At 59.7% G+C, this 20,591-nt stretch carries 16 protein-coding genes and 3 pseudogenes; 7 read left to right on the top strand and 12 right to left on the bottom strand.

Going from position 1 to position 20,591, the window contains the following annotated elements:
• On the bottom strand, window positions 1-190 hold a 190-nt coding region (locus tag IVA80_RS31490; RefSeq protein ID WP_247438752.1), incomplete at its 3' end, for a transposase.
• 711 nt (window positions 191-901) lie between these two features.
• Between IVA80_RS31490 and IVA80_RS31485 the strand changes: the two genes are divergently transcribed.
• Window positions 902-1,135: a PilZ domain-containing protein gene (locus IVA80_RS31485; RefSeq protein ID WP_247438750.1), complete on the top strand. Its 234-nt coding sequence runs from the start codon at window positions 902-904 to the stop codon at window positions 1,133-1,135.
• 482 nt (window positions 1,136-1,617) lie between these two features.
• Window positions 1,618-2,337, top strand: a complete 720-nt coding sequence (locus tag IVA80_RS31480) for a hypothetical protein (RefSeq protein WP_247438748.1) — start codon at window positions 1,618-1,620, stop codon at window positions 2,335-2,337.
• A 1,427-nt stretch (window positions 2,338-3,764) separates the two neighbouring features.
• Here the strand turns inward: IVA80_RS31480 and IVA80_RS31475 are convergent.
• The 7 genes and pseudogenes from IVA80_RS31475 to IVA80_RS31450 all read right to left on the bottom strand — a co-directional run bounded on the left by IVA80_RS31475 (window position 3,765) and on the right by IVA80_RS31450 (window position 9,182).
• Entirely contained in the window at window positions 3,765-4,031 is a 267-nt protein-coding gene (locus IVA80_RS31475; RefSeq protein ID WP_247438745.1) for a hypothetical protein, read from the bottom strand.
• Between the two features lie 672 nt (window positions 4,032-4,703).
• Window positions 4,704-5,351, bottom strand: coding sequence for a CocE/NonD family hydrolase (locus IVA80_RS31470; protein ID WP_247438743.1), 648 nt, complete (start codon window positions 5,349-5,351; stop codon window positions 4,704-4,706).
• 309 nt (window positions 5,352-5,660) lie between these two features.
• Window positions 5,661-6,323, bottom strand: coding sequence for a serine hydrolase (locus IVA80_RS31465; RefSeq protein WP_346348038.1), 663 nt, complete (start codon window positions 6,321-6,323; stop codon window positions 5,661-5,663).
• Window positions 6,311-6,865, bottom strand: a complete 555-nt coding sequence (locus IVA80_RS38735) for a hypothetical protein (protein ID WP_346348037.1) — start codon at window positions 6,863-6,865, stop codon at window positions 6,311-6,313. The genes IVA80_RS31465 and IVA80_RS38735 overlap by 13 nt, the downstream gene beginning before the upstream one ends.
• Before the next feature lie 282 nt (window positions 6,866-7,147).
• Complete coding sequence (locus IVA80_RS38730; protein WP_346348040.1) at window positions 7,148-7,327, bottom strand: hypothetical protein; 180 nt, start codon at window positions 7,325-7,327, stop codon at window positions 7,148-7,150.
• Window positions 7,328-7,604: 277 nt separating this feature from the next.
• Window positions 7,605-8,005: pseudogene (locus IVA80_RS31455) on the bottom strand (transposase); the annotation flags it as partial.
• A 241-nt stretch (window positions 8,006-8,246) separates the two neighbouring features.
• Window positions 8,247-9,182 carry a LysR family transcriptional regulator gene (locus IVA80_RS31450; protein ID WP_346348036.1) on the bottom strand — a complete coding sequence of 312 codons (936 nt, stop codon included), beginning with the start codon at window positions 9,180-9,182 and terminating at the stop codon, window positions 8,247-8,249.
• A gap of 210 nt (window positions 9,183-9,392) precedes the next feature.
• On the opposite strand from IVA80_RS31450, the pseudogene IVA80_RS31445 reads away from it, so the two are divergent.
• Together IVA80_RS31445 and IVA80_RS31440 are read left to right on the top strand one after the other, a co-directional pair.
• A pseudogene (locus tag IVA80_RS31445) lies at window positions 9,393-9,614 on the top strand (ATP-binding cassette domain-containing protein); the annotation flags it as partial.
• Window positions 9,569-9,857 (top strand): annotated as a pseudogene (locus IVA80_RS31440) (hypothetical protein). The pseudogenes IVA80_RS31445 and IVA80_RS31440, both read left to right, overlap by 46 nt.
• A 97-nt stretch (window positions 9,858-9,954) precedes the next feature.
• On the opposite strand, the gene IVA80_RS31435 reads toward IVA80_RS31440, so the two are convergent.
• A complete protein-coding gene (locus IVA80_RS31435) occupies window positions 9,955-11,730 on the bottom strand; it encodes an adenylate/guanylate cyclase domain-containing protein (RefSeq protein WP_247438739.1) in 1,776 nt (591 codons plus the stop codon).
• A gap of 265 nt (window positions 11,731-11,995) precedes the next feature.
• Between IVA80_RS31435 and IVA80_RS31430 the strand changes: the two genes are divergently transcribed.
• Entirely contained in the window at window positions 11,996-12,223 is a 228-nt protein-coding gene (locus IVA80_RS31430) for a hypothetical protein (protein ID WP_247438737.1), read from the top strand.
• A gap of 460 nt (window positions 12,224-12,683) precedes the next feature.
• Here the strand turns inward: IVA80_RS31430 and IVA80_RS31425 are convergent, their stop codons facing one another.
• From IVA80_RS31425 to IVA80_RS31415, 3 genes are all read right to left on the bottom strand, one after another.
• On the bottom strand, window positions 12,684-13,961 hold the full coding sequence (locus tag IVA80_RS31425) for an integrase arm-type DNA-binding domain-containing protein (protein ID WP_247438735.1): 1,278 nt from the start codon (window positions 13,959-13,961) through the stop codon (window positions 12,684-12,686).
• A gap of 547 nt (window positions 13,962-14,508) precedes the next feature.
• A complete protein-coding gene (locus tag IVA80_RS31420) occupies window positions 14,509-15,357 on the bottom strand; it encodes an alpha/beta hydrolase (RefSeq protein ID WP_247438734.1) in 849 nt (282 codons plus the stop codon).
• A 31-nt stretch (window positions 15,358-15,388) separates the two neighbouring features.
• Window positions 15,389-15,967, bottom strand: coding sequence for a TetR family transcriptional regulator (locus IVA80_RS31415; protein WP_247438732.1), 579 nt, complete (start codon window positions 15,965-15,967; stop codon window positions 15,389-15,391).
• A gap of 211 nt (window positions 15,968-16,178) precedes the next feature.
• Here IVA80_RS31415 and IVA80_RS31410 point away from each other — a divergent pair, with 211 nt between their 5' ends.
• Both IVA80_RS31410 and IVA80_RS31405 read left to right on the top strand, forming a co-directional pair.
• Window positions 16,179-17,282 carry an efflux RND transporter periplasmic adaptor subunit gene (locus IVA80_RS31410; protein ID WP_247438730.1) on the top strand — a complete coding sequence of 368 codons (1,104 nt, stop codon included), beginning with the start codon at window positions 16,179-16,181 and terminating at the stop codon, window positions 17,280-17,282.
• A complete protein-coding gene (locus tag IVA80_RS31405) occupies window positions 17,282-20,392 on the top strand; it encodes an efflux RND transporter permease subunit (protein WP_247438729.1) in 3,111 nt (1,036 codons plus the stop codon). The genes IVA80_RS31410 and IVA80_RS31405 overlap by 1 nt, the downstream gene beginning before the upstream one ends.
• Window positions 20,393-20,591 lie beyond the last annotated feature (199 nt).

Below are 20,591 nucleotides of genomic sequence, written 5' to 3'. Positions count from 1 at the left end.
TATGGATCTTGATCGGGTCGCCAAAGCGTTCGGGCAAGTCCCGCCAAGGGATGCCGGCCCGATAACGGTAGATCACCGCTTCTACAAACAGCCGATTGTACTTGGCCGTTACCCCCACATGCCCCTCACGTCCGGGCAAAATATCCTTGATCCTGTCCCATTGATCGTCCCGAAGGGCGTAGCGGCGCATCTTGTCAGCTCCGAATCAGCTGAGTGCCTATGAATCACGCGATAATCTGCTTGGGAATCCTCTAATTGAGGACAGGCTCTAGCCCTGCTGGGCAAACGACTCCAAGCACAATGAGTCTGGTCACGAGGCAGCTCCCTATGCAGAACGCCTCAAGGCTCATGATCAAGTTGGCCCAAAATGAGGCCGCTTGGTTGGCTCGGTTAACCGTTCTACTTTGCTGCTTTCCCAGAGCGGACAGCCGCCTTGGATCGGGGTCCAACGCAGATCCGCGATGATGGCGAATGGCTCCCGCCCCGGATTCGCCTGATCCTCCCAAATAACCATTGGACTGTTTAATTTTGTAGTTTAATGTACGATGTATTAAATAGGCTATTAAGGAGCAATTAAAAGATATTAAAAAGGGCTCTGCGTTACCGATGGAGAGGACGGCTAGAGATGTGGCCACGAGATGGCTAAACCGGCGCCGACTTTGCTGCCAATTTCGGTAAGTGTCCCGGAGCAGCGGTCGTGATGGCTTACCAACCTGGGTTGATCGTCCTGGGGAGGCAAGTCGGACAATCTCAAGCGCATCCCTTCAAATCCGGATCCTGGACCGTCAGGCCGATTTCTGAATCGGCGTCTTTGGCGGCATTGAAAGGCACGCGCTGCGTCGCCAAGGGATAGTTACTGAGGTGGATTTGCGTGCGTTGTCTCAAATACCTGGAGAACAATATGTTCGAGAATCCTCGCTCGCCTCGCGTTGTAACGTTAGGCTCGATCAGCTTCGGCCGGTCGAAAACAGAGTGCACCGTTCGAAGCATTTCAGCGTACGGCGCCGCGCTCGATGTTGCTGCAGACGAAAAACTTCCTAACGAATTCGCGCTGACCGTCATTCCCGACGGGAGCCCACGCCGCTGTGCAGTGGTCTGGCGCCACGAGAAGCGCATCGCCGTCGCGTTCTATTGATACATCGCACGCATAGGCTCAAAAGAGTACGCCGTACCTAAAATCGAGATAGGCGCGAGCCACCGAATCTGCGAGTCTCAAAGGTTGTCAGGCGTGTCGGGTCACGGAGGAGCCGATGTGCATAGCATTGCCTTATCTGGGAATTGGCGTCTGCTTGTCTCTTACAACTTGGCTCGCATTGGGACTTGTACTCTGAGAACTGGATGACTGCAGTGCCGTCTTGGTGTGAACCAGAGATTCGTGCAAGTTCGACCTGAAGGCGCTGCGTCCTCGTTCTACATGGCCGGCCGACGACAGCGTCGTCGCGATTCATGCCATGACGGCCCGGCACCGGATCGTGGTAGGCCGATATGAAAGCCTGGCACGGGCGGCATCAGGCGACAATCCCGCAATGAATCCATAGCGTTGCCCGATTTCAGCCGCATCGCGGCCCAGGTGACGGCGAAGGGTGTGAGGGGTGGGCGCAACACCGGGAGTCTTCGATGTCCGGTTATTTGCGATTTTACTTCGCTGGTTTGGTTTTTGTTGGAGCTCTTTCGACGGCGGCGCCTGCGTCCTCCAATCCTCTTGGGGATATCTTCAACACTGCTGCGCCCCAATCCGCGGTAATCTCTCCGCCGCAAGCGGAATGCTTGGGACGCCCCGGCAATTTGATCCCCCACGGCCAGCATTGGGTTTATCGAATGGACGGGCACCGCAAATGCTGGTTCCTGATCGAGGGTATAGCGAAGGTGAAGAAGACCATTCGTCATCGCGTGGCCCAAGATCGCACCGACAGTTTGGACGAGAACCGGACTGAGCGGCCCAGGCAGAGCGCGGTCGTTGATGCGCGCGCGCAGTTGCTGCGCTCCGCGACGGCCGAGCCGTCTCAGCCGCCTGTACCCGAAATCAAGGTAGCTGATGCCGCTTCCGTACTCGATATGGGCACCACCATGACGTCAGCGGCACCCACCGATCTTCACAGCCGGCGGCTTACGCCGGAGCACTCCGTGCCGGGCCAAGTCGACGTTGAGCAGCTCCTCGCGCCCGCGCTCGCCGGCTCACCTCCAGCTATGCCCATGGGCGCCCGCATTGCAGAGGCGCACGACGAGGCACGCAGCTGGACGGCAACTTGTTTAGGTGTGCTGCTGATGACGCTTGGTGGCTTCTCGATCCTAAGCTCGAGCCGCATGCTTCGGCACGCGGTGAGATTACGCCAGTGAGGTCGCAATACGTGCGCGGCGCCGCGCGATCGATAAATTCCAGGAGTTGGTATAGCCGAATTGCGACACGTAGAACGGTTCCGCGCGCCCGCACTTTGATTGGCACTCCCTTGGACGGACATTCGATTACGATGACGGTCGCCTTTGGGATCGGATTGCGTCATGCGGTACAAAGCGTTTGTGGTGGACAGCACCCGACCAGTGATCTGCGCGGCAAAGCTCGACTGCATTGACGAGCAGGCGGCGAGGCGTCGAGCCGAGCAAATGCATGGCGAGCACGACGTTGAGCTTTGGGAAGGCGATCGATTTGTTGCTGTGTTCCGAGGTGCAACGTCGAACGAAAGTCAGGGTGACCGCGCGATCCTGAATAGACGGCCGGTCTCGCCACCGAGTCAGTTCGAACGTTGTGAGGCACGCAGGCCTGGCAGGCTGCCGACATGTCGCAGGGCCACCGTCGCCGCGGCTCGCCAACGCGGGCCGATCTTCGGACCCGGCGGGGTCTCTAAACGGCTCTTGCTCTGCTGCCCGCTTTGTACGCCGTCTTCTGCCGGTCGCTCTCGCTCCTATGTGTCGGAGCTTACTTCGAAGCTTCTCCACCTCTCTAAGCTCCGCTACAAGCGTTTGGAGCCGCTCGCTCAGAACAGCACAAGTATAAATCTGACGTGTCCTGGACATCTCCTGCCTCAGAATATGATTTGAAAGAAGTCGATGAAAAGAGAAAGGACAAACAATCGCTGGACCAAACCTCAGTAAACCAAAGCCGCAGCCGCCAGACGCTCCCAGTACTCTGCCTCTGCGAGCAGTTTCCAGCTTCTCTCAGGTTGGCGCGCAGCAGACTGTCGGCAAAGCAACGCCATTGCGCGAAAGCGGCGGGCAGTTTCCATCCCAACCTCCCATGTTTTCCCCAAGCGATTGACCCGGTACCTTCGCTCTTGAGTTCCCCGCGTATGCGACTGGCGTCGGTAGCCCACGGACAAGATCGCGACCGCTCCGAGAGTGACTGAGTACTCACTTGCGGATGGAGCGGGAAGAGCGAATCGGAAGCACCCCTGTCTACACCAGGTGGAGTTGCCTTGGCCGTCTTACTTCGAGATGAACGTAAGATCGGATCCCTGATAGCATTGAGCCCTGATCTGCAATCTAGCTCAAGCGAGTGGCGCGGCCGCTGCCATCTTGCCAAATGAAAGTCAACGGATCAGCGGGATTTAACTTTCAGTTGACTTGCTTCATCGCTGGCACACGATGGCCGCTCACCAACCACTATGGTTGGACAAGCAGTCCTTCTGTTGTTCAAATCCACGGTCAAGGGCCATTCGGGATTGCTTAGGTTAATCCGGCCGATGATCCGAAGTAGCGAAACAAACAGATCGTCTGTGTGCTCGCACGCAAGAGAAAAGCCCGGACGCTGGTCCGGGCTTTTTGTTTTGTTAGTCGTTATCGTGATGAATGACGGCTTTCTCTCGGCTACCGTCCTCGTTCTCTTTCTTAATGACGGTCGTTCTATCACTTTCCCTATGCTCGGGCTCCTTGATGACCGTTGTGCGGTCCCGATCAACCGCCCGGTGCTCGCGAGACTCTCCGACTGTGACGCCTCCGCCTACCGGACCGGCCTGAACTCCGACACCAACTTCATCCGCAATTGCGGGTGTCGCAATTGCACTCACGATCGCCGCAGCAAACAAGTACTTGCGCATCCTATTCTCCTTCAACTCGTGGAGTTGGAGAATGTCTGCGCGCAACAATTCGTTCCCAGAACACCTGGCGTTAAGCTGCTCATTCTTCACGCAAGTTCCCGCTGCGGTAGTGAGGCCTTGGATCGCGCGAAACGATCAAGCGTTTGTCAAATTCCGCGAGGTGCCTTTCGGTCATTCCGCGGTCTCTCGGACGGGCTGAGTGGCATCGGACCTGAAGTTCTGGGGTGGACGGGGCGATTGGCTCAAGTCGCGACGCTACCTACAAGGCGCGACGTTTCCTAATAGCGTAACGCCAATCGGAACGAGCTCGGCCGCCGTGAGGCCTGTGGGAGACTAGGCGGTGAACCCATAAATCTGCCGAGCGGGCGGCTTAAGATGTCCGCTATGCCCGGATAGCCGACGTATTGTTGCATAGCGGCGAAACGACGCGATGGGCCAAGAGCGGAAGTCGTTCAGACGGACTTCCCGCATCTATCCTGCGCCATTCGGCCGTCGTCGCAGACCTACAGGCCGTGCGACTCCGCGCGGTCAGTTTTCCGCTTTCTTGGCGTCGTTCAACGCACTAATGATTGCCTTGATGGTGCCTTCCGCAGCCGCGGCATTGTATCCGACATGGTAGCCATGGAAAACGTGGATCGGCTCGTGATCTTCGAAACTGTGGTTCGCCCCCTTCTACAGCACCGTCTTCACGGGAATCGACCGCTTGCTCTCGGCCATCTGGCCGCAGAGGATGGGGCTGGTCGCCTCGTCCTTCTCTGCTAGGAAGAGATGGACCGGGGCGTAGAACTCGACGTACTTCATCAAATAACAGGACGGCTGCATCGCGAAGCCGCCCGCGAACATGTGCTCGTGCAAGTCGCCGATCGCCCGGTTCATGATGATCAAGCTCGTGGTCGCACCGTTGCTGCGGCCAAGGACGTAGACCCGCTTGGGATCGGCGATCTTCTGTCCGATGAGCCAGTCCAGCGCCGCATACGCATCGTCAGCCCGGCGCCGCGCCCAAGTCAACTGGCTGGGATCCGAGCAGACGCCGTCGGGTCCCAATCCCCGGCTGCCGAAGCTGTCGAGCAGGAGAACACCATAGCCTGCTCCGACCAATCTGCCGCCGTAGTCGCGCCCCCATTTCCTCTCGACCCGGCCGAACCCGTCGCAGCCGTGCAGCATGATCACGAAGGGGATTGGTCCCTTGGCGCCCTGCGGCCGCATAATGTCCGCCGACAGTTCGCCCTCGGCCCTTACCTTGCCCTTCTCCTCGACGGTGCCGTCCATGAAGTTTTTCGACCTGCCGTCGATGTATTCGTTGCCGGGAATCCAAGGCAAGGACTGCGCCGAAGTATGCCAAGGTATCTTGACCATCTCAGCACGCGCGGGTGAGAACGACAAAACAGCGACTATTGAGAATATGATTTGCCTCATTGGAAACTGCACTTTTGCCCCTTGATTCTGGTCAACACCATACCCGCCTTGGGAAAGCGTAAGTATCCTTGAAGAGGATTCGCGCCGCGCATGTCGGCGTTGGTCAACTGCGAAGAACTCAGGATGAGAGAATGCCGTCCGGATTACCCCTGAATGCGGACATCGCTCGGTGCAATTGGCATGTCGCGAAGGGCCAAACCCGAAAGTAGCGCATCATTTATACGATCTGCACGCCGCGACAATCGCGTACAGCAGTTTCGCAACGCTGTACCCAATATCTTCCCGCGTTAAACCGATGCGCAGGATTACCAGTTTACGCGAGGGAATGATCGCGATCACCTGGCGGAGGTGCCCTTGCAACATGAACGTGTCGGCAGGGAGTCGGAATCCTTGGCCCGGTCCCAACCAAAGCTGTCCGCACCGTAGACCATGTCCCTCGTCGCACGACGGCACAGGCGAGCGCATGTAATCGACAAAGCCCGGAGGCAAAAGCTGTGCACCGTTCCACTCTCCATTCAAGCGCAGGAATTCGCCGAAGCGCACCCAATCACGCGCATTGGCGAAGAGAAAGGCTTCGCCAAGGAATGTGCCTGAAGGGTCGGCCTTAAGAACAGCACTGGTCATGCCCAAAGGCTTGAACAATCGCTCCTGCGGATACGCTCGCGCGTCCGCTCCAACCGCGTTCTGCCAAGCCCAGGCCAACAGGACGGACGACCCCCCGGAATAGTTGAACTTCGTTCCAGGCGGGGCGACAAGCGGATGGTCCCTCGCGAAAGCCGCCGCATCATGTGCGAGATTCTCCAACCCGTCAGGGTCGGGAGAGTCACCATCTTCACTCCATTTTAATCCGCTTGTCATGGCCGTCAAATCGGCCACCGAGATGTCCGCGCGCGCGTCGCCGGCCCACAGCGGAAACAGATTTTTTCGACGAGCGAAAGCTTTCCGTCCTTGATCGCCATGCCGGCCAAGGCGGCGTTCACGGTCTTCGTCATCGACCAGCCCTGCAAGGGCGTCGAAGCGTTGAAGCCTTCACCGTAGGTTTCACCGATAATGCGCCCGTCCTGGACCACGACGATCGCGCGCATGCCGGGCCCCTGGAGAGCCGAATCGTTCAGCGCCGCCAGTAAGTGCTTGTCGTCGGACAGTTGAGCGCTCTCGCCGACCGGCCAGAGCGCATTAGGCTTTCCTGGCAGTGAAGGCGGCGCGGCGCGATGGGGGACTTCGTCGCTCGAGGCCAGCGTGCAACCACGTCCCTCCTCATATTGAGCGTAGCGTTTGGCGAACAGGCCACGATACGCCACCTCGACACGCTGGTTGGCGGCGTCGACATTGATGTGCAGACGTTTGACAATACGGGGAAGTGCAAACGCCACGTCAGTTCTAATCACCGCATCCGCCTCGCGTTTGGCAATGAACACGTTCGAGCAAACCATTTTTGCCGCATAGGCCGTGGCGGACGGCAGCCCATTGGGTGGGATGAAGCCAGACGCTGAATACCAAAACGCCGAAAAGCAAAATCGTGACAATAAGTTTCAACATTCTCAGAACAACACGCATGCTTCCCGATTCGTCTCAACAACACGCATAACGGATGTTTTCTTCGTAACTCAACTCAAAGTAGGACGACTTCCTACCGGCCCTGTCGCGATCCGAGTTGGGTCACAAGCGGCGGTCGCAGCAAGCGCGGCTCGGCGTCCGGTCTACCAGCGACAGCCGACTTCACGATGGCTTAAGCACTCTTCGGCTTGGGGGTGCCCAATCTCAGGCGATATTTTACCGCTGCGGCGAATGGTTGAGGGCGAGCGTCCATAGAGTTCGCGAAAGGCGGCGTTGAACCGGCGCACGCTGCGAACGCCCGCTCGATAAGCAATCTGGGCCAACGGTTCATTCGTGCCGTCAAACAAGCGCTTCGCTCGCTGTACACGTGGTCTTTGCTACCTGTTGCGGGCTGGCTCCGACATGCCGCTCGAAGAGCCGTGCAAGGTGGCGTGAACTGCACCCGAGCCCATTGGCGAGGGTAGCAACCGAACGTGATCCAACGCACCACCATCGATCAATCTCAATGAGCGCGCAACAGTTGAGCGCGTGCCATTCCAGGCCGCACAGAACGGCGCGGTTTCCGGACGGCAGAAGGCAAGGCCGGCTTGGGGTCTGCAACAGGCCCATTTGCCGGCGTAGGGCAACGAACTTCGCGCAAACCTTCCGGATGGCCGCGCCATTGTCCTTCCGGAAGTCGGCGATTGTCTTGTGATCGGGAGCCAGGCGGCCAATCAGCCACATCACCTCGATATTGCGGCAAGCCTCACGTTCCAGGCGGCGACTGGATTGCACCCGATTGAGATAACCGTAGATGTAAAGCTTCAGAAGGACTGCCGGATGATAGGAGAGCCGGCCCGGCTCCTTGGCGATCACGCGCTCAAACCCAGTCCATGGAGATTGAGCGCCTCGACGAACGCATCGATCACATGGACCGCGTTGTCCTCGCTTACCCAATCCTCCAGGCAGTCCGGCGAGAGCGTCAGCTGGGATCTGTCCGCACCTTCAACGAAGCGTCCCATCCGTATCCCCCAATCAGGAAACGGAGGAATCGTAGCCGACTCGTGGCTTTTTCACAGCCAGGGTCAAAACCGGTAATGCCCTGACCGAGCGGAAGCATTTCGGCTTGGGCGTCAAATCGGACATCTAATGCCCTCACTGAAGCACCTCTGATGGTGTAAATGTACATGGTTTGTTCTTTGCGTTACGGTCACCCTGTTCAAGCGGTTGCCGCGCCGAGCTACCGTGCGATTCGCGCGAGTATCAATAACAGGCCGATATCAAGCCGAGCTTCGCGTGAATGCGGTCGATCGCGGTGAGCTCGCGTCGCATCTGCTCGATGATCCAGTCGCGGATCTCGGCAGCGATGGGCCGCATCGGCCGATTGCGGGGCGGCAGGAATTCGCAGATGCGACGTGTGGTGGCGAGCGCGTCGGATGCCGGCACCAGCGCGCCGGTCAATAGCCAGTGCGAGGTCACCGCCAGCCAGCCGAGCGCGATACCCTGGCTGAGCCGGGCGGCCTGCACCACGACGGCATAGTCGGTGAAGCTCAGCGCCTTGGCCGCACCACGGCGTTTGGTGAGAAAGGATGGGTAGTCCGCCGCCCAGTCTCCGGACGTCTCGGCCAGGCGGATGATGGTGTTGCCTTCTGGCCCGGTCTGACCGACATAGCCGGGGCTGCACACCGGCAGCATGACCTCTTTCATCACCAGCGTGCCGCCCGACGACGGCTCGTCGCGATCGCGGAAGCGCATGCCGAGATCGACATTCTCCACCGGCCCGCGTAGCGCGCCGGAGATCAGCTGGAAGCGCAAATCGACCTTGGGAAACTGCCGCTGCAGCTTGTCGATGCGCGGCATCAGCCAGTGCGTGGTGAAGGCGGAGGAGACTGACAGCGTCACCGTCTCGGTGCCTTTGCGGCGGCGCTCGATCTCGACGAGGCCGGTCTCGATGCTGCGAAAGCCGTCGAGCACGCGCCGATACAAGAGCTCGCCTTCCTCGGTGAGCACCGCGCGGCCCGCCTTGCGATCGAACAGGCGCACGCCAAGATGCTCTTCGAACTGGCCGAGCATGCGGCTCACCGCCGGCTGCGTGACATTCAATTCGACTGCTGCCGCCGTGAAGCTGCCATTGCGCGCTGCTGCGTCGAAGACGAACAGGGCGTTACTGGAAGGTAGCATCCGGCGCAGCTCAGGCATAACGCCATGTTATGGGCGCGGTGAGAATTTGGCAATTGCCGGATTTTGCCAGGTCTGGTGTGATTGGCATCACAGCCTAAAGACAGGCTCTTCGAGAGAAGATTTGGTGCGGCGCACGCTTCAATCGTGAGTGCTCCAAATCCCTGTCTATAAAGCAGGCTTATGGCGCGCACTGAGGCACGCCATTGCAGGGCAAGGCGAGGGCGATCGTTGGACAAACGAGCGGAAAGCGTCGAGATCAGGTCCGCGAGCAAGGCCTGCGGCGCCGTTTGCGCTCTCGATGACGTCTCCCTCAATGTCGGCACCGGCGAGTTCGTTTCGCTGCTCGGTCCTTCCGGCTCCGGCAAGACCACGCTGCTCGGCATCTTGGGCGGCTTCATCCTGCCATCGTCAGGCACGATCCTGTTCGGCGGCCGCGACGTCACCTGGATGACATCGCGGATTCGAAGGCGTTCTACGCCAAGGTTTTCGCATCCGAGATAGTCTGGGAGGATGCCGTCTCGTCTGTCTTGAGATTCGGCGGCCTCTTGATCAATCTTCTCGACGTCTCTCAGGCGTCTCCGCTCGTCGCGCTGTTATGGCCCGATCGACCTTCCAAGGGGACGGCGAACCGCATCCTTCGCCGATCCTTCAGGTCATGTCTGGGAGATCGCTCAGCTGATCGGACGGACGTAGGTCGTAGGACGGCTAGAGCACTTGCGAAATCCGTCATACCTCGTCCGCAGATAGACCCTTGATGGGTTTTGCTTCACTCTACCCATCCTACGCGCTGTCACTCGGGGAGGCCTGCCTTCTCCAGACCGCTGATGTAAAGATCGGACATGCGCTGATCCCGAAACACGCTGCTGCGGGAGTTCCGAAGACTCGAACTCGGCTGAGCTTGCAGGAGATCGGCGATCGCGGCGCGAGCTTCGTTCAAGCGACCAAGGTGTGCGAAGGCTGCGGCTCGGTAGCGGCGCGCGACGTTGTGGGTCGGCACCTCCGCCAGGATACGGCCTGTGATCGCCACGGTCTCCTCGAAGTGGCCAGCAAAGAAGTGGGCCACCGCAAGCCCGAGCATTGGAAAATAGCTCTTCGGATCGATCGGGCTCAGCCGCCGCGCCTCTTCGAACTGCTCGATGGCTTTGAGACTCTCGCCAAAATAGTTGTACACCCACCCGCTGAACGAACGGACATGAACCGAGTTTGGGTGGATCGCGAGAGCACGGTCCGCAAGCTCGAGGGATTGCTCGAACCGCACGCCAACCGTCGAATAGGCCCAGGCCGCAATGGCAAGAATCGTGGCGTTCGCGGGATCAAGAGTGACGGCTCTCGCCGCGAGGTCGGCGGCTTCGGCCGTTGCAGCCGATTTGTTCGCCACCCAGCCGTTGAGCATCATTCGTACCAGGCACTCCGCAAGGGCCGCGAGCGCTTCCGCGTAGGCTGGATCGAGCGCCACCGCGCGACGCAGCAGGGTTTCAGCCTCCGCGAACCCCTCTCGCGTGTAGGCATTTATCGCGGGGAGCGCGCGGAGGAGCAGGTCGTAGGCGTCCAGGTTGTCCGTCGGCTTCCGCTGGGCGCGCTCAATCTCGGCCAGGCGAACACTTGGTTCGATCGCTACCACGACCGAAGCGGTGATCCTGTCTTGTAGATCGAAGATGTCCGCGAGATCCCCGTCGAAGCGGTCAGCCCAGAGATGCCGCCCTGTTGCGGCCTCGATCAACTGTCCCGAGATTCGGATCCTCTGTCCCGCCTTCCGGATCGAGCCTTCGACGAGGTAACGCACACCGAGTTCATGCCCGACTTGGCGAGCGTCAACGGGCCTACCTTTGTAGATGAATGACGAATTGCGAGCGATGACGAACAGCCATCGCGTGCGGCTTAGGGCTGTGATGATGTCCTCAACGATACCATCCGCGAAATAGTCGGTCTCATGGTCGCCCCCAAGATTCTGGAAGGGTAACACCGCGAGAGAGGGCCTCTCCGCCTGGGACCGACCCGTTGCGGAGCCAATCGACCTCGCCGCGGCGACGCTCCCATGGTTCGCCATTCCCCCGATCAGATAAGCTCTGACCGGGCGCTGGATGTTCTTCAGATCCCGCTCGCCGAGATCGATGACGTCGTGATTCAATCTGTTGCGAACTTGATCGTATGCGGCGGCTGAGATGCAGATGCCATTTGGGGCCGAGATGCTTTCGAGCCTGGCCGCGATGTTGACCCCGTCCCCCATAAGGTCGCCATCGTCTTCTTCAATGATCTCGCCGAGGTGGATTCCGATGCGAAACTCGATGCGACGGTCAGCTGGCAAACCCGTATTGCGATCCGGCATGGCCGCATGGATGTCGAGCGCACAACAGACGGCGTCGCTCACGCTTCTGAATTCGGCCAAGAAGCCGTCGCCCGTCCACTTGAACTCGCGGCCGCGGTGGGCTGCAACGGTTGGATCGAGGTGTTCGCTCCGAAGTGCCCGAAGCCGTGCCAGCGTGCCATCCTCGTCCGTGTTCGTCAGACGACTGAAGCCGACGACATCAGCGGCAAGGATCGCGGCGATCTTTCGGATTTCGGCCATACCGTGCTCCGTGAAGCTAAAGGTGGGGCTTACCACGCCTTTCTCTACACGGGACCGCCCTGTAAGCGTCCACCAGGGACCGCTCAGCTTAGCAGGTGGTTCCAGCGCATGTCGAGGTCCGTAGGATTCAGACGGCCCTAAAAGCATTGCCATTGCGGATCTCCACCGGCTCATCCGCGCTTTTTCAGAAGCTAAATTTAGCTCCTAAATCGCAATGCTCCCTCAGCAGGCTGGTGCTACGCTGCGTCCAGCAGGGGGACAACAGTTGGCCATCTACCGGATACTTCAAAACTCACCTCTCGGACCCGAAGAGATCACGCGGCTTTCCACCGCTTACGAGCAGGCCCTCCGCACGATTGGCGTACAGGATCGAAACGATCCCCTCACCGAATTGATAGCCAGGAAGATCATTGAGATCGGGCAGACCGGCCTCAAGGACCCCGTCAAGATCTGCGTCCGAGCCATCGAGGAATTGCGCCTGTCCAAAGGATAGCTTTGAGCCAGCAGGTCGTTTGTTCGTCCAGTAGAGCGCTGGTGCGAATATCTATAGGGGCACTTCACCGAATTTGCGCATCAGCGGACCACTGACTCGAAGTCCGACCACCGACGCCAGCGGCCCCCGGCTCTCAACACAGCCTACGCAGGGAATCCTTTCCCCGCCCTGACATTGCTACCTCTCGAAAATGCCCATGCATCAGAGATGCCCATTCCGCTTCAAGAACGCCGCAACGAAATCGCAACGAATTGGGTGAAATGATCGTGAACAAAACGGGACGGAAACGTTGGCCAATCGAGGAATATCAATAACTTAGAAGATGCTCCTGCGTTCGGGACGCAGGAAACCGAATGTTGGAATAGGCGGTTGCGCTACAGCCTTTTAGATTCCTAGATTCCGAGGTGCGCTGCACCGACCGCGGCGCCGAGCACCAAAGCTATCCGGCCTATGCGTGCATTCATGCTGCATGCGGAATTCTGTCTTGATCCTCACCCAGATCGCCTCGCTTCATCTGTTGCCCGCCGATTACACATCGGCTTGCGCAGCGTCCTAGCCAATCTCGCAAGGCGGCGTCCTTCGTAAGCATTTTACCGATAGCGGAAAACACAGCGGTGCTAATCGCTTGTTGCTGGCTGCGCAGGTGGTCCTCAAGTAGTTTGTGGCGGGTAACGTAGCCGGCATTCACGCCTGGGATTGAATGGTTCATCAGCAGCTTTGCGTCGAATTCCGAAACTCCAGCAGCTGTGGCAATGGTCCGGAATGTTTGACGAAGATCGTTACCCCACTTCGAAAGAGTATCGCGATCCTCTTTTGTTTCAGCAAGATGGCCCGACGCACTGTCGCCGGGAAAGATCCATTTCCGCGACTGCAACGGATACATCTGCCTACCGAAGCGTATTGCCCGAATGAGACACAGTATCATTTCTCGGGAGAGTGGGATGTCGAAAGCTCGCTTCCTGCCGCCCTTTGGCTTTTCGATGTGCAGAGTTCGGCGGCGAAAATCGACGTGACTCGGCTTTACCTGCTGTAATGCGGTAGTCCGAGATCCACAGAGCAGCGTGAGCAGATGAAATTCGCGGCGGACCGGATTTTCGAGGGCAGCCAACTCCCGGAACCATTCGGTCAAGTCGCTCGCGCCCATGCCGGTATCTCGGCGCTTCTCCTCATTCCAGTCGACGGCGTCTGCTGGGTTGTCGGGTGGCAGCAATCTGTTGGTCTTGCGAGCATGATTGTAGATTGCGCGCAGCGTTCGCATGCAGCCATTTGCGATATAGGGACCGTTCTCTTTCGTAATGTAGTCGTGCTTCTTGGCAACGCGAGCAGGATCCATCGCGAGTTCGCCTAGTGAAGTATCAAGCCATTCCGCAAAGAGGCGTTCTACGCGATCGCGATAACCGCTTAAGGTCTTTTCACTGCGACCCTTTCGGATCAAGTGGGCTTCCCGATATCGCTGCCATGCTTGTCTAAGGGTGACAGTCGAAATCTCGATTTTCGCCTCGTTCCCAGCCTGGCCGGAGCCAGCGTCTCCATCTTGCTTCGCCGTCTTCGGATGCTGTCCTCTACTGATCTGAGCCAGATATTCCTTCGCGATCGCGCGCGCTGCTCGGGTCGTCAACTCGCGCGTGTCGCCGATAGATACTCTGATCGAAGACGCCCGCTTTCCTCCCTGCCGGAGATCGCCTTGGACGGTGAAGGTTCTTTTCCTCTTCCCAACGACGACGAAGAATCCCTTCAATTCGGTGTCGCGGGTAACTGAGCGATGCTCTTATCGCTCAGGGGCATTCGAATGTCGTTCATTGGGGGAGCCAGTCGACTAAAACGGTTTTCAAACGGTGTTGGCGAACCGGGGTGTTTGGAGGTGTGGGTTCGATGTACTGCGAAGCTATGCGACAAAACCCTGTAAAACAAAGGACTTCTGAAGGTTCGTCGTAGCGTAGAGCAGATTTAGAAATCGCAGCGAAGCGCTGATTTTGAACTCTTAATCAGCGGGTCCCAGGTTCGAGCCCTGGTGCGCCCACCATCTCAAAGCCCTGCTGATGCAGGGTTTTTTCGCTTCAGGGCGGAGAACGAAGCGCGTCTCGTGCGATGTTTGGTTGTGGTCGAGCGTCGCACGGCCAGGCTGCTGTGTGACTTTTCCCTTTGTTTCTGTATCTTCATCCCGCTCGATAGAGCGCGCAGATCCGATGGTACAGGTCGAATACGTGCTCGTCGTAGAATAGGACACTAGGGCGAGCAAAACGGCAGCGTGGTCGAACACCGTTGTGTTGTTGTCATTGCGGTCATTAGCTCTCCATTATCACGCGAGCCAGCTCCGACGGATTCTCGACGGACGAGAAGTGACCGGTATTCCTGAGCGTCACCATCTGCGAAGCAGGAATCAGCGAACGTGTACGTTCGCGTTCAGCCGGCCGTGACCAGTCGCTATCGCCGTAGATGAGCGTCACGGGTGCCGAGATCTGGTGATAGTAGTCGCGCGCCTTGCTCCAGGATCGCCAGCCTGCCAGCACCTTGCGTGCGATCCGCTTGTAGCGGGGGCGACGGGCGACTTCACCGAACTCGGCAAGCAGATCCGCCGGCAATTTGCGCGGGTCGTGATATCCGCCGCCCATGATCATGCCGAGGACGATCTTGTTTTCGAGCGACGCATTGATCGCGCCGAGCACCGGGATCTGAAGACTTCCGATGATGAAGTTCGAAAACCAGTTGCCGCGTCGAATGCCGTCGCCGTAGCGGGTCTCGTAATCGTAGGGATTGATCGCAAAGACCCGCTTCACCCGCCACGGAAGCGATGCTGCGACCGTGAGGGCCAATGCGCCGCCGATCGATTCGCCAACGAGTGTCATGGCCGAGAGGTCCAGCTCCTCGATGAAGCTTATGACGGCCCGCCTGAAGTAGGGTTCATCGAAGCTCGCGCCTGAATCGATCGGTGAGTGTCCGTGACCCGGAAGGTCGATGGCATACACCGTGTGCGATCTGGCGAGGAGGGGCGCAAGAGCGCGAAAATATTCGAGTTGCGTCCGGATCGTATGGATGAGGAGCAGCGGAGGCCCGCTGCCGGTCTTCTGAAAACGGACGCTTAGCTTATCCGATATCTTCAGCAAATCTGGTTTGGCTTCAGTCATGCTGAGCATTCGATCTCTCCGTGCTTCGAGGGTGTTCACTTCAAGCGGCAGCGGCGTCGCGAACCTGTTCGGCCGCGGCATCCAAAAGCGCCTGGGCGAGATCGGGATCGTTGACGACGCGCGATAGCGTCACCGCGCCGACCATCGTCGCGAGAATGGCCATGGCCTTGCCGCGTGAGGCCTCCTGACCGGTCCCGGCAATGAAGCGGTCGAGCACGTCGAGATGTGCCCTGACTCCCGCTTCGAATTCCGCCTTCACCTCGGGGCCTTGCCGGGCGGCATCCGAGCCGAGCGCCACCATCGGGCATCCGTCCAGCTTCTCTCCGCGATGGTCGCCGCTGAGGTAAAACGAGATCACCGCGCCGAGCGGATCGTCAGGGTGTGCCGCGGCCGCGTCCGACCATCGGCCGGAAGCGCTCTCCAATGCGCGCCTGGACGCCTCAACCGCCAGATCCTCTTTTGATGCGAACTGCTTGTAGAAGGCGCCCTGGGTCAGCCCGGCGCCCTTCATCAGATCCTTGAGACCGATGCCATCAAAGCCGCGCTCCCTGAAGAGGCGACTTGCCACATTGATTACAGTTTGGCGGTTCTCGGCAGCCTGTGTGCGACTCACTCGCATCGTGGATCTCCATTTGGATTTCGTTCGACTTCTATATCCAATATGGATTTCAATCGCAATCTATCAATCTGGGTCGGTCGGATTCGGCCGCGAACCGACGAGAGATTTCGGTTTTTGAGATCACGTTCCCGTCATTTCCATAAATTAGATTGCGATCGACCTCTAAAAAACTTATAGAAGTCATACGAAATCTAAATGCAAGGAGACGGTCATGAAGAGGGGTATTGCGGTGCTCGCCGGTATTCTGGTCCCGGCTGGGGTGGCGACCTTTGTTGCTCTTGCGATTCCCGCTCATGAAGCCTCCGCGGTCATCGACCCCAGGCAAGAGCCTCCCATGGTCCGTCTGGTGACGGCCACCCGGGTCGGCGGATCTGAACGTGGTTTCACCGGAACGGTCGGCGCGCGAGTGGAAAGCAATCTCGGTTTTCGCGTTGCCGGGAAGATCGTCGAACGGCTCGTCAATGTTGGTGAGCAGGTCAAATCCGGCCAGCCGCTGATGCGGATCGACGAAACCGATCTCCGCCTGGCAGTCACAGCGAAGCGCAACGCCGCCGCCGCTGCGCGTGCAGTTGTCGTTCAGACCGACGCCGACGAGCGGCGCTACGCCAATCTGGTCAACGACGGATGGACGTCAAAGCAGCGCTACGAGCAGGCGAAGGCCGCATCGGACACCGCCAAAGCACAGCTTGCCGCGGCGGAAGCCGATGCAGGGGTTGCCGAGAACCAGGCGACTTATTCGGTCCTGGTTGCTGATGCGGACGGAACGGTTACCCAAACGCTTGGTGAACCCGGACAAGTCGTCTCCGCCGGCCAGACGGTCGTCCGGCTGGCACAGTCCGGTCCTCGCGAAGCCGTGGTGGCGCTTCCAGAAACGATCCGCCCGGCGATCGGTTCGCTTGCGGAGGCTAGTCTGTATGGAAGCGACGGGCGCCGCCATACCGCACATCTTCGTCAGTTGTCGGATTCCGCCGATCCGCAGACCCGCACCTATGAGGCCCGCTACGTGCTCGATGGTGAGGCCGCGGCGGCACCACTTGGCGCGACGGTCACCATTCGGCTTGCAAGCCAGGACAGTCAGCCGGAAGTCCAGGTGCCGCTGGGAGCCGTGCTCGACGACGGCAGAACGACCGGCATCTGGGTCTTCGACGGTGCGACCTCGACCGTACGCCTGCAGCCCGTCAAGCTTCTGCGTGTGACCAGCGAGACGGCCATTATCTCCGGATCGAAGTCCGGTGACCAGATCGTTTCGCTCGGCGCTCATCTCCTGCACGAAGGTGCTCACGTCAGGACTGCCTCGGACAGCAGGAGCAACTGATGACCTTCAATCTTTCCGCGCTCGCTGTTCGCGAGCGGGCCGTTACTCTGTTCTTCATCCTCCTGCTGGCGGCCACGGGCGTCTACGCCTTCTTCCAGCTCGGACGGGCCGAGGACCCGTCCTTCACCATCAAGACCCTGACAGTCACCACCGTGTGGCCGGGCGCGACGGCACGCGAGATGCAGGACCAGGTCGCCGAACCCCTGGAGAAGCGGATTCAGGAGCTGACCTGGTACGACCGGGTGGAGACGACCACGCGGTCCGGTTATGCCTACATGACGCTGACGCTGAAGGACAGCACGCCGCCCTCGAGCGTGCAGGAAGAGTTTTATCAAGCCCGCAAGAAGCTGGGAGATGAAGTCCGCAAGCTGCCCTCCGGCGTGCTCGGCCCCTTCGTCAATGATGAATATTCGGATGTGAGCTTCGGACTCTACGCCCTTAAGGCCAAGGGCATGCCGATGCGTGAGCTCGCAAGGCAAGCCGAGACCATTCGTCAGGACCTCCTGCACGTGCCCGGCGTCAAGAAGATCAACATCCTCGGCGAGCGTCCTGAGCAGATCTTCGTCGAATTTTCCTATGCCAAACTGGCAACCCTCGGCGTATCGGCAACGGATATCGTTGCCACTCTCCAGCGGCAGAACACGTTGACCCCGGCAGGCTCGATCGACACCGGGGGGCCGCAGGTCTTCATCCGGGTCGATGGCGCTTATGACAGCGTCCAGGCGATCGCCGACACGCCGATCGTTGCTGCCGGGCGAACGCTGAAGCTTTCCGACATTGCCGAGGTCCGCCGCGGCTATGAGGATCCTCCCACCTACATCATCCGACACCAGGGTGAGCCCACTATCATGCTCGCGGCGGTGATGCAGGAGGGCTGGAATGGTCTGGCGCTCGGCAAGGCGCTGGAGGAGCGGTCCGCAGCTATCGCTCGGACACTGCCGCTCGGGATGAGTCTGGCCAAGGTCAGCGACCAGGCCGTCAACATCACCTCGGCGGTCGACGAATTCATGATGAAGTTCGCGATGGCGCTCGGCGTGGTGCTGCTGGTGAGCCTGCTCAGCCTCGGCTGGCGCGTCGGCATCGTCGTTGCAGCGGCCGTACCCCTGACGCTCGCCGTCGTGTTCCTCATCATGCTGGAGACCGGCCGGTTCTTCGACCGCATCACGCTCGGCGCCCTCATCCTGGCGCTCGGTCTTCTCGTCGACGACGCCATCATCGCCATCGAGGTGATGGTGGTGAAGATGGAAGAGGGCATGGACCGCATCTCGGCGGCGGCCTATGCGTGGAGCCACACCGCCGCGCCGATGCTGTCGGGAACACTGGTGACGATCGCAGGCTTCCTGCCGGTGGGCTTCGCGCGCTCGACGGCCGGCGAATATGCCGGCAACATCTTCTGGGTCGTGGGGTTCGCCCTCATCGTCTCGTGGATCGTCGCAGTGATCTTCACGCCCTATCTTGGCGTCAAGATGCTGCCCGCGATCAAGCCGATCGAAGGCGGTCATCACGCGATTTACGGCACGCCCAACTATCAGCGCCTGCGCGCGCTCATTACCCTCGCCGTGCGCCACAAGTTCCTGACCTGCAGCATCGTCGCCGTCGCCTTCGCGCTTTCCGTGGTCGGCATGGGGGGCGTCAAGCAGCAGTTCTTCCCGACCTCCGACCGCCCGGAAGTGCTGGTAGAGGTTCGTCTGCCAGAAGGCACCAGCATCGAGACGACGACGGCCACTGTCGAGAAGCTCGAGACCTGGCTGCATGATCAACCCGAGGCCAGGATCATCACGAGCTATATCGGCCAGGGTGCGCCGCGCTTCTTCTTCGCGATGGCGCCGGAGCTGCCGGATCCGGCCTTCGCCAAGATCGTCGTGCTGACGCCCGACGCGGAAGCGCGCGAGGCTTTGAAGCACCGGCTCCGTCAGGCAGCGTCACAGGGTCTTGCAGCTGAGGCCAATGTGCGAGTCACCCAGCTCGTGTTCGGACCTTACACGCCGTTCCCGGTGGAGTTTCGTGTGATGGGGCCGGATCCCGCGCAATTGTACGCGATCTCCCAGAAGGCGCTCGAAGTCATGCGCAGCGTTCATGACGTGCGGCAAGCAAATCGCGATTGGGGCAATCGCACGCCCGTGCTCCGCTTCATCCCGGATCAGGATCGGCTGAACCTGATCGGCCTTTCTCCAGCCGAGGTGGGCCGGCAGCTTCAGTTCCTGCTGACGGGCATCACGGTGACACAGGTCCGCGAGGACATCCGCAACGTCCCCATCGTGGCACGCAGCGCCGGTGGCGAGCGGCTCGACCCATCGCGTCTGGCGGATTTCTCATTGATGAGCCGGGACGGCCGAGCGATTCCGCTCGACCAGGTCGGCCATTCGGAAATCCGTCTGGAGGAGCCGATCCTCAAACGCCGCGATCGCATACCCGTCGTCACGATACGCTCGGACATCAATGAAGCGAACCAACCTCCGGAGGTCTCCAAGGCGATCAAGACGGCACTTCAGCCGCTGATCGCATCCCTTCCGTCCGGTTATCGTATCGAATTGGGCGGATCGATCGAGGAGGCCACCAAGGCTAACGACGCGTTGGCGACGATCTTCCCGGCCATGATTGCTGCCATGCTGATCGTCATCATGCTGCAGGTGCGATCCTTCTCGACGATGGCCATGGTCGTGCTGACGGGACCGCTCGGCCTTGCCGGCGTCGTGCCGATGTTGCTGATCTTCCATCAGCCGTTCGGATTCAACGCCATTCTGGGCCTGATCGGACTGGCGGGCATCCTGATGCGCAACACGCTGATCTTGACCGAACAAATCAAGGAGAACCTTGCGGCCGGACTTGATGACTATCACGCCGTCATCGAGGCCACCGTGCAACGCACGAGGCCCGTGATCCTGACGGCATTGGCTGCGGTGCTGGCTTTCATCCCGCTCACGCATTCCGTCTTCTGGGGATCGATGGCCTACACGCTGATCGGCGGCACGGCGGTCGGAACGGTTCTGATCCTTCTGTTCCTTCCCGCGCTCTATGCCGCGTGGTTCCGGATCAAGCCCACCGCGGATGATATGCACGAGGTTTCGCACGAGAATCCGGAATCACGACCGGCATTGGCTGCTGAATAAGGCTCCGTTGATCCAGTGGATCGTCCGGTCCGAACGGGAAGAGAGTTCGACGAGGCCCGCGCGCGTATCCTGGGAGCGGCGGACGAGCGTTTTCGCCGAGTCGGTCACTACAGGACGCCGGTGGCCGACATCGCCGCTGAATTACGATGATCGTGCGACGAATGCCCCCCTGCGTGACACTGACGTAAGACGGCATGCA

This window comes from Bradyrhizobium sp. 139 (assembly GCF_023074175.1).
In the GTDB taxonomy this organism is placed as follows: domain Bacteria; phylum Pseudomonadota; class Alphaproteobacteria; order Rhizobiales; family Xanthobacteraceae; genus Bradyrhizobium.
Note: the sequence above shows the minus strand (reverse complement) of the source record. Positions and strands in the feature narration are given on the sequence as shown.

Coding starts and splice junctions, on each gene's coding strand:
- IVA80_RS31485 (WP_247438750.1), top strand. CDS start 902: ATGTTCGAGAATCCTCGCTCGCCTCGCGTTGTAACGTTAGGCTCGATC.
- IVA80_RS31480 (WP_247438748.1), top strand. CDS start 1,618: ATGTCCGGTTATTTGCGATTTTACTTCGCTGGTTTGGTTTTTGTTGGA.
- IVA80_RS31475 (WP_247438745.1), bottom strand. CDS start 4,031: ATGCGCAAGTACTTGTTTGCTGCGGCGATCGTGAGTGCAATTGCGACA.
- IVA80_RS31450 (WP_346348036.1), bottom strand. CDS start 9,182: ATGCCTGAGCTGCGCCGGATGCTACCTTCCAGTAACGCCCTGTTCGTC.
- IVA80_RS31435 (WP_247438739.1), bottom strand. CDS start 11,730: ATGGCCGAAATCCGAAAGATCGCCGCGATCCTTGCCGCTGATGTCGTC.
- IVA80_RS31420 (WP_247438734.1), bottom strand. CDS start 15,357: ATGCTCAGCATGACTGAAGCCAAACCAGATTTGCTGAAGATATCGGAT.
- IVA80_RS31415 (WP_247438732.1), bottom strand. CDS start 15,967: ATGCGAGTGAGTCGCACACAGGCTGCCGAGAACCGCCAAACTGTAATC.
- IVA80_RS31410 (WP_247438730.1), top strand. CDS start 16,179: ATGAAGAGGGGTATTGCGGTGCTCGCCGGTATTCTGGTCCCGGCTGGG.
- IVA80_RS31405 (WP_247438729.1), top strand. CDS start 17,282: ATGACCTTCAATCTTTCCGCGCTCGCTGTTCGCGAGCGGGCCGTTACT.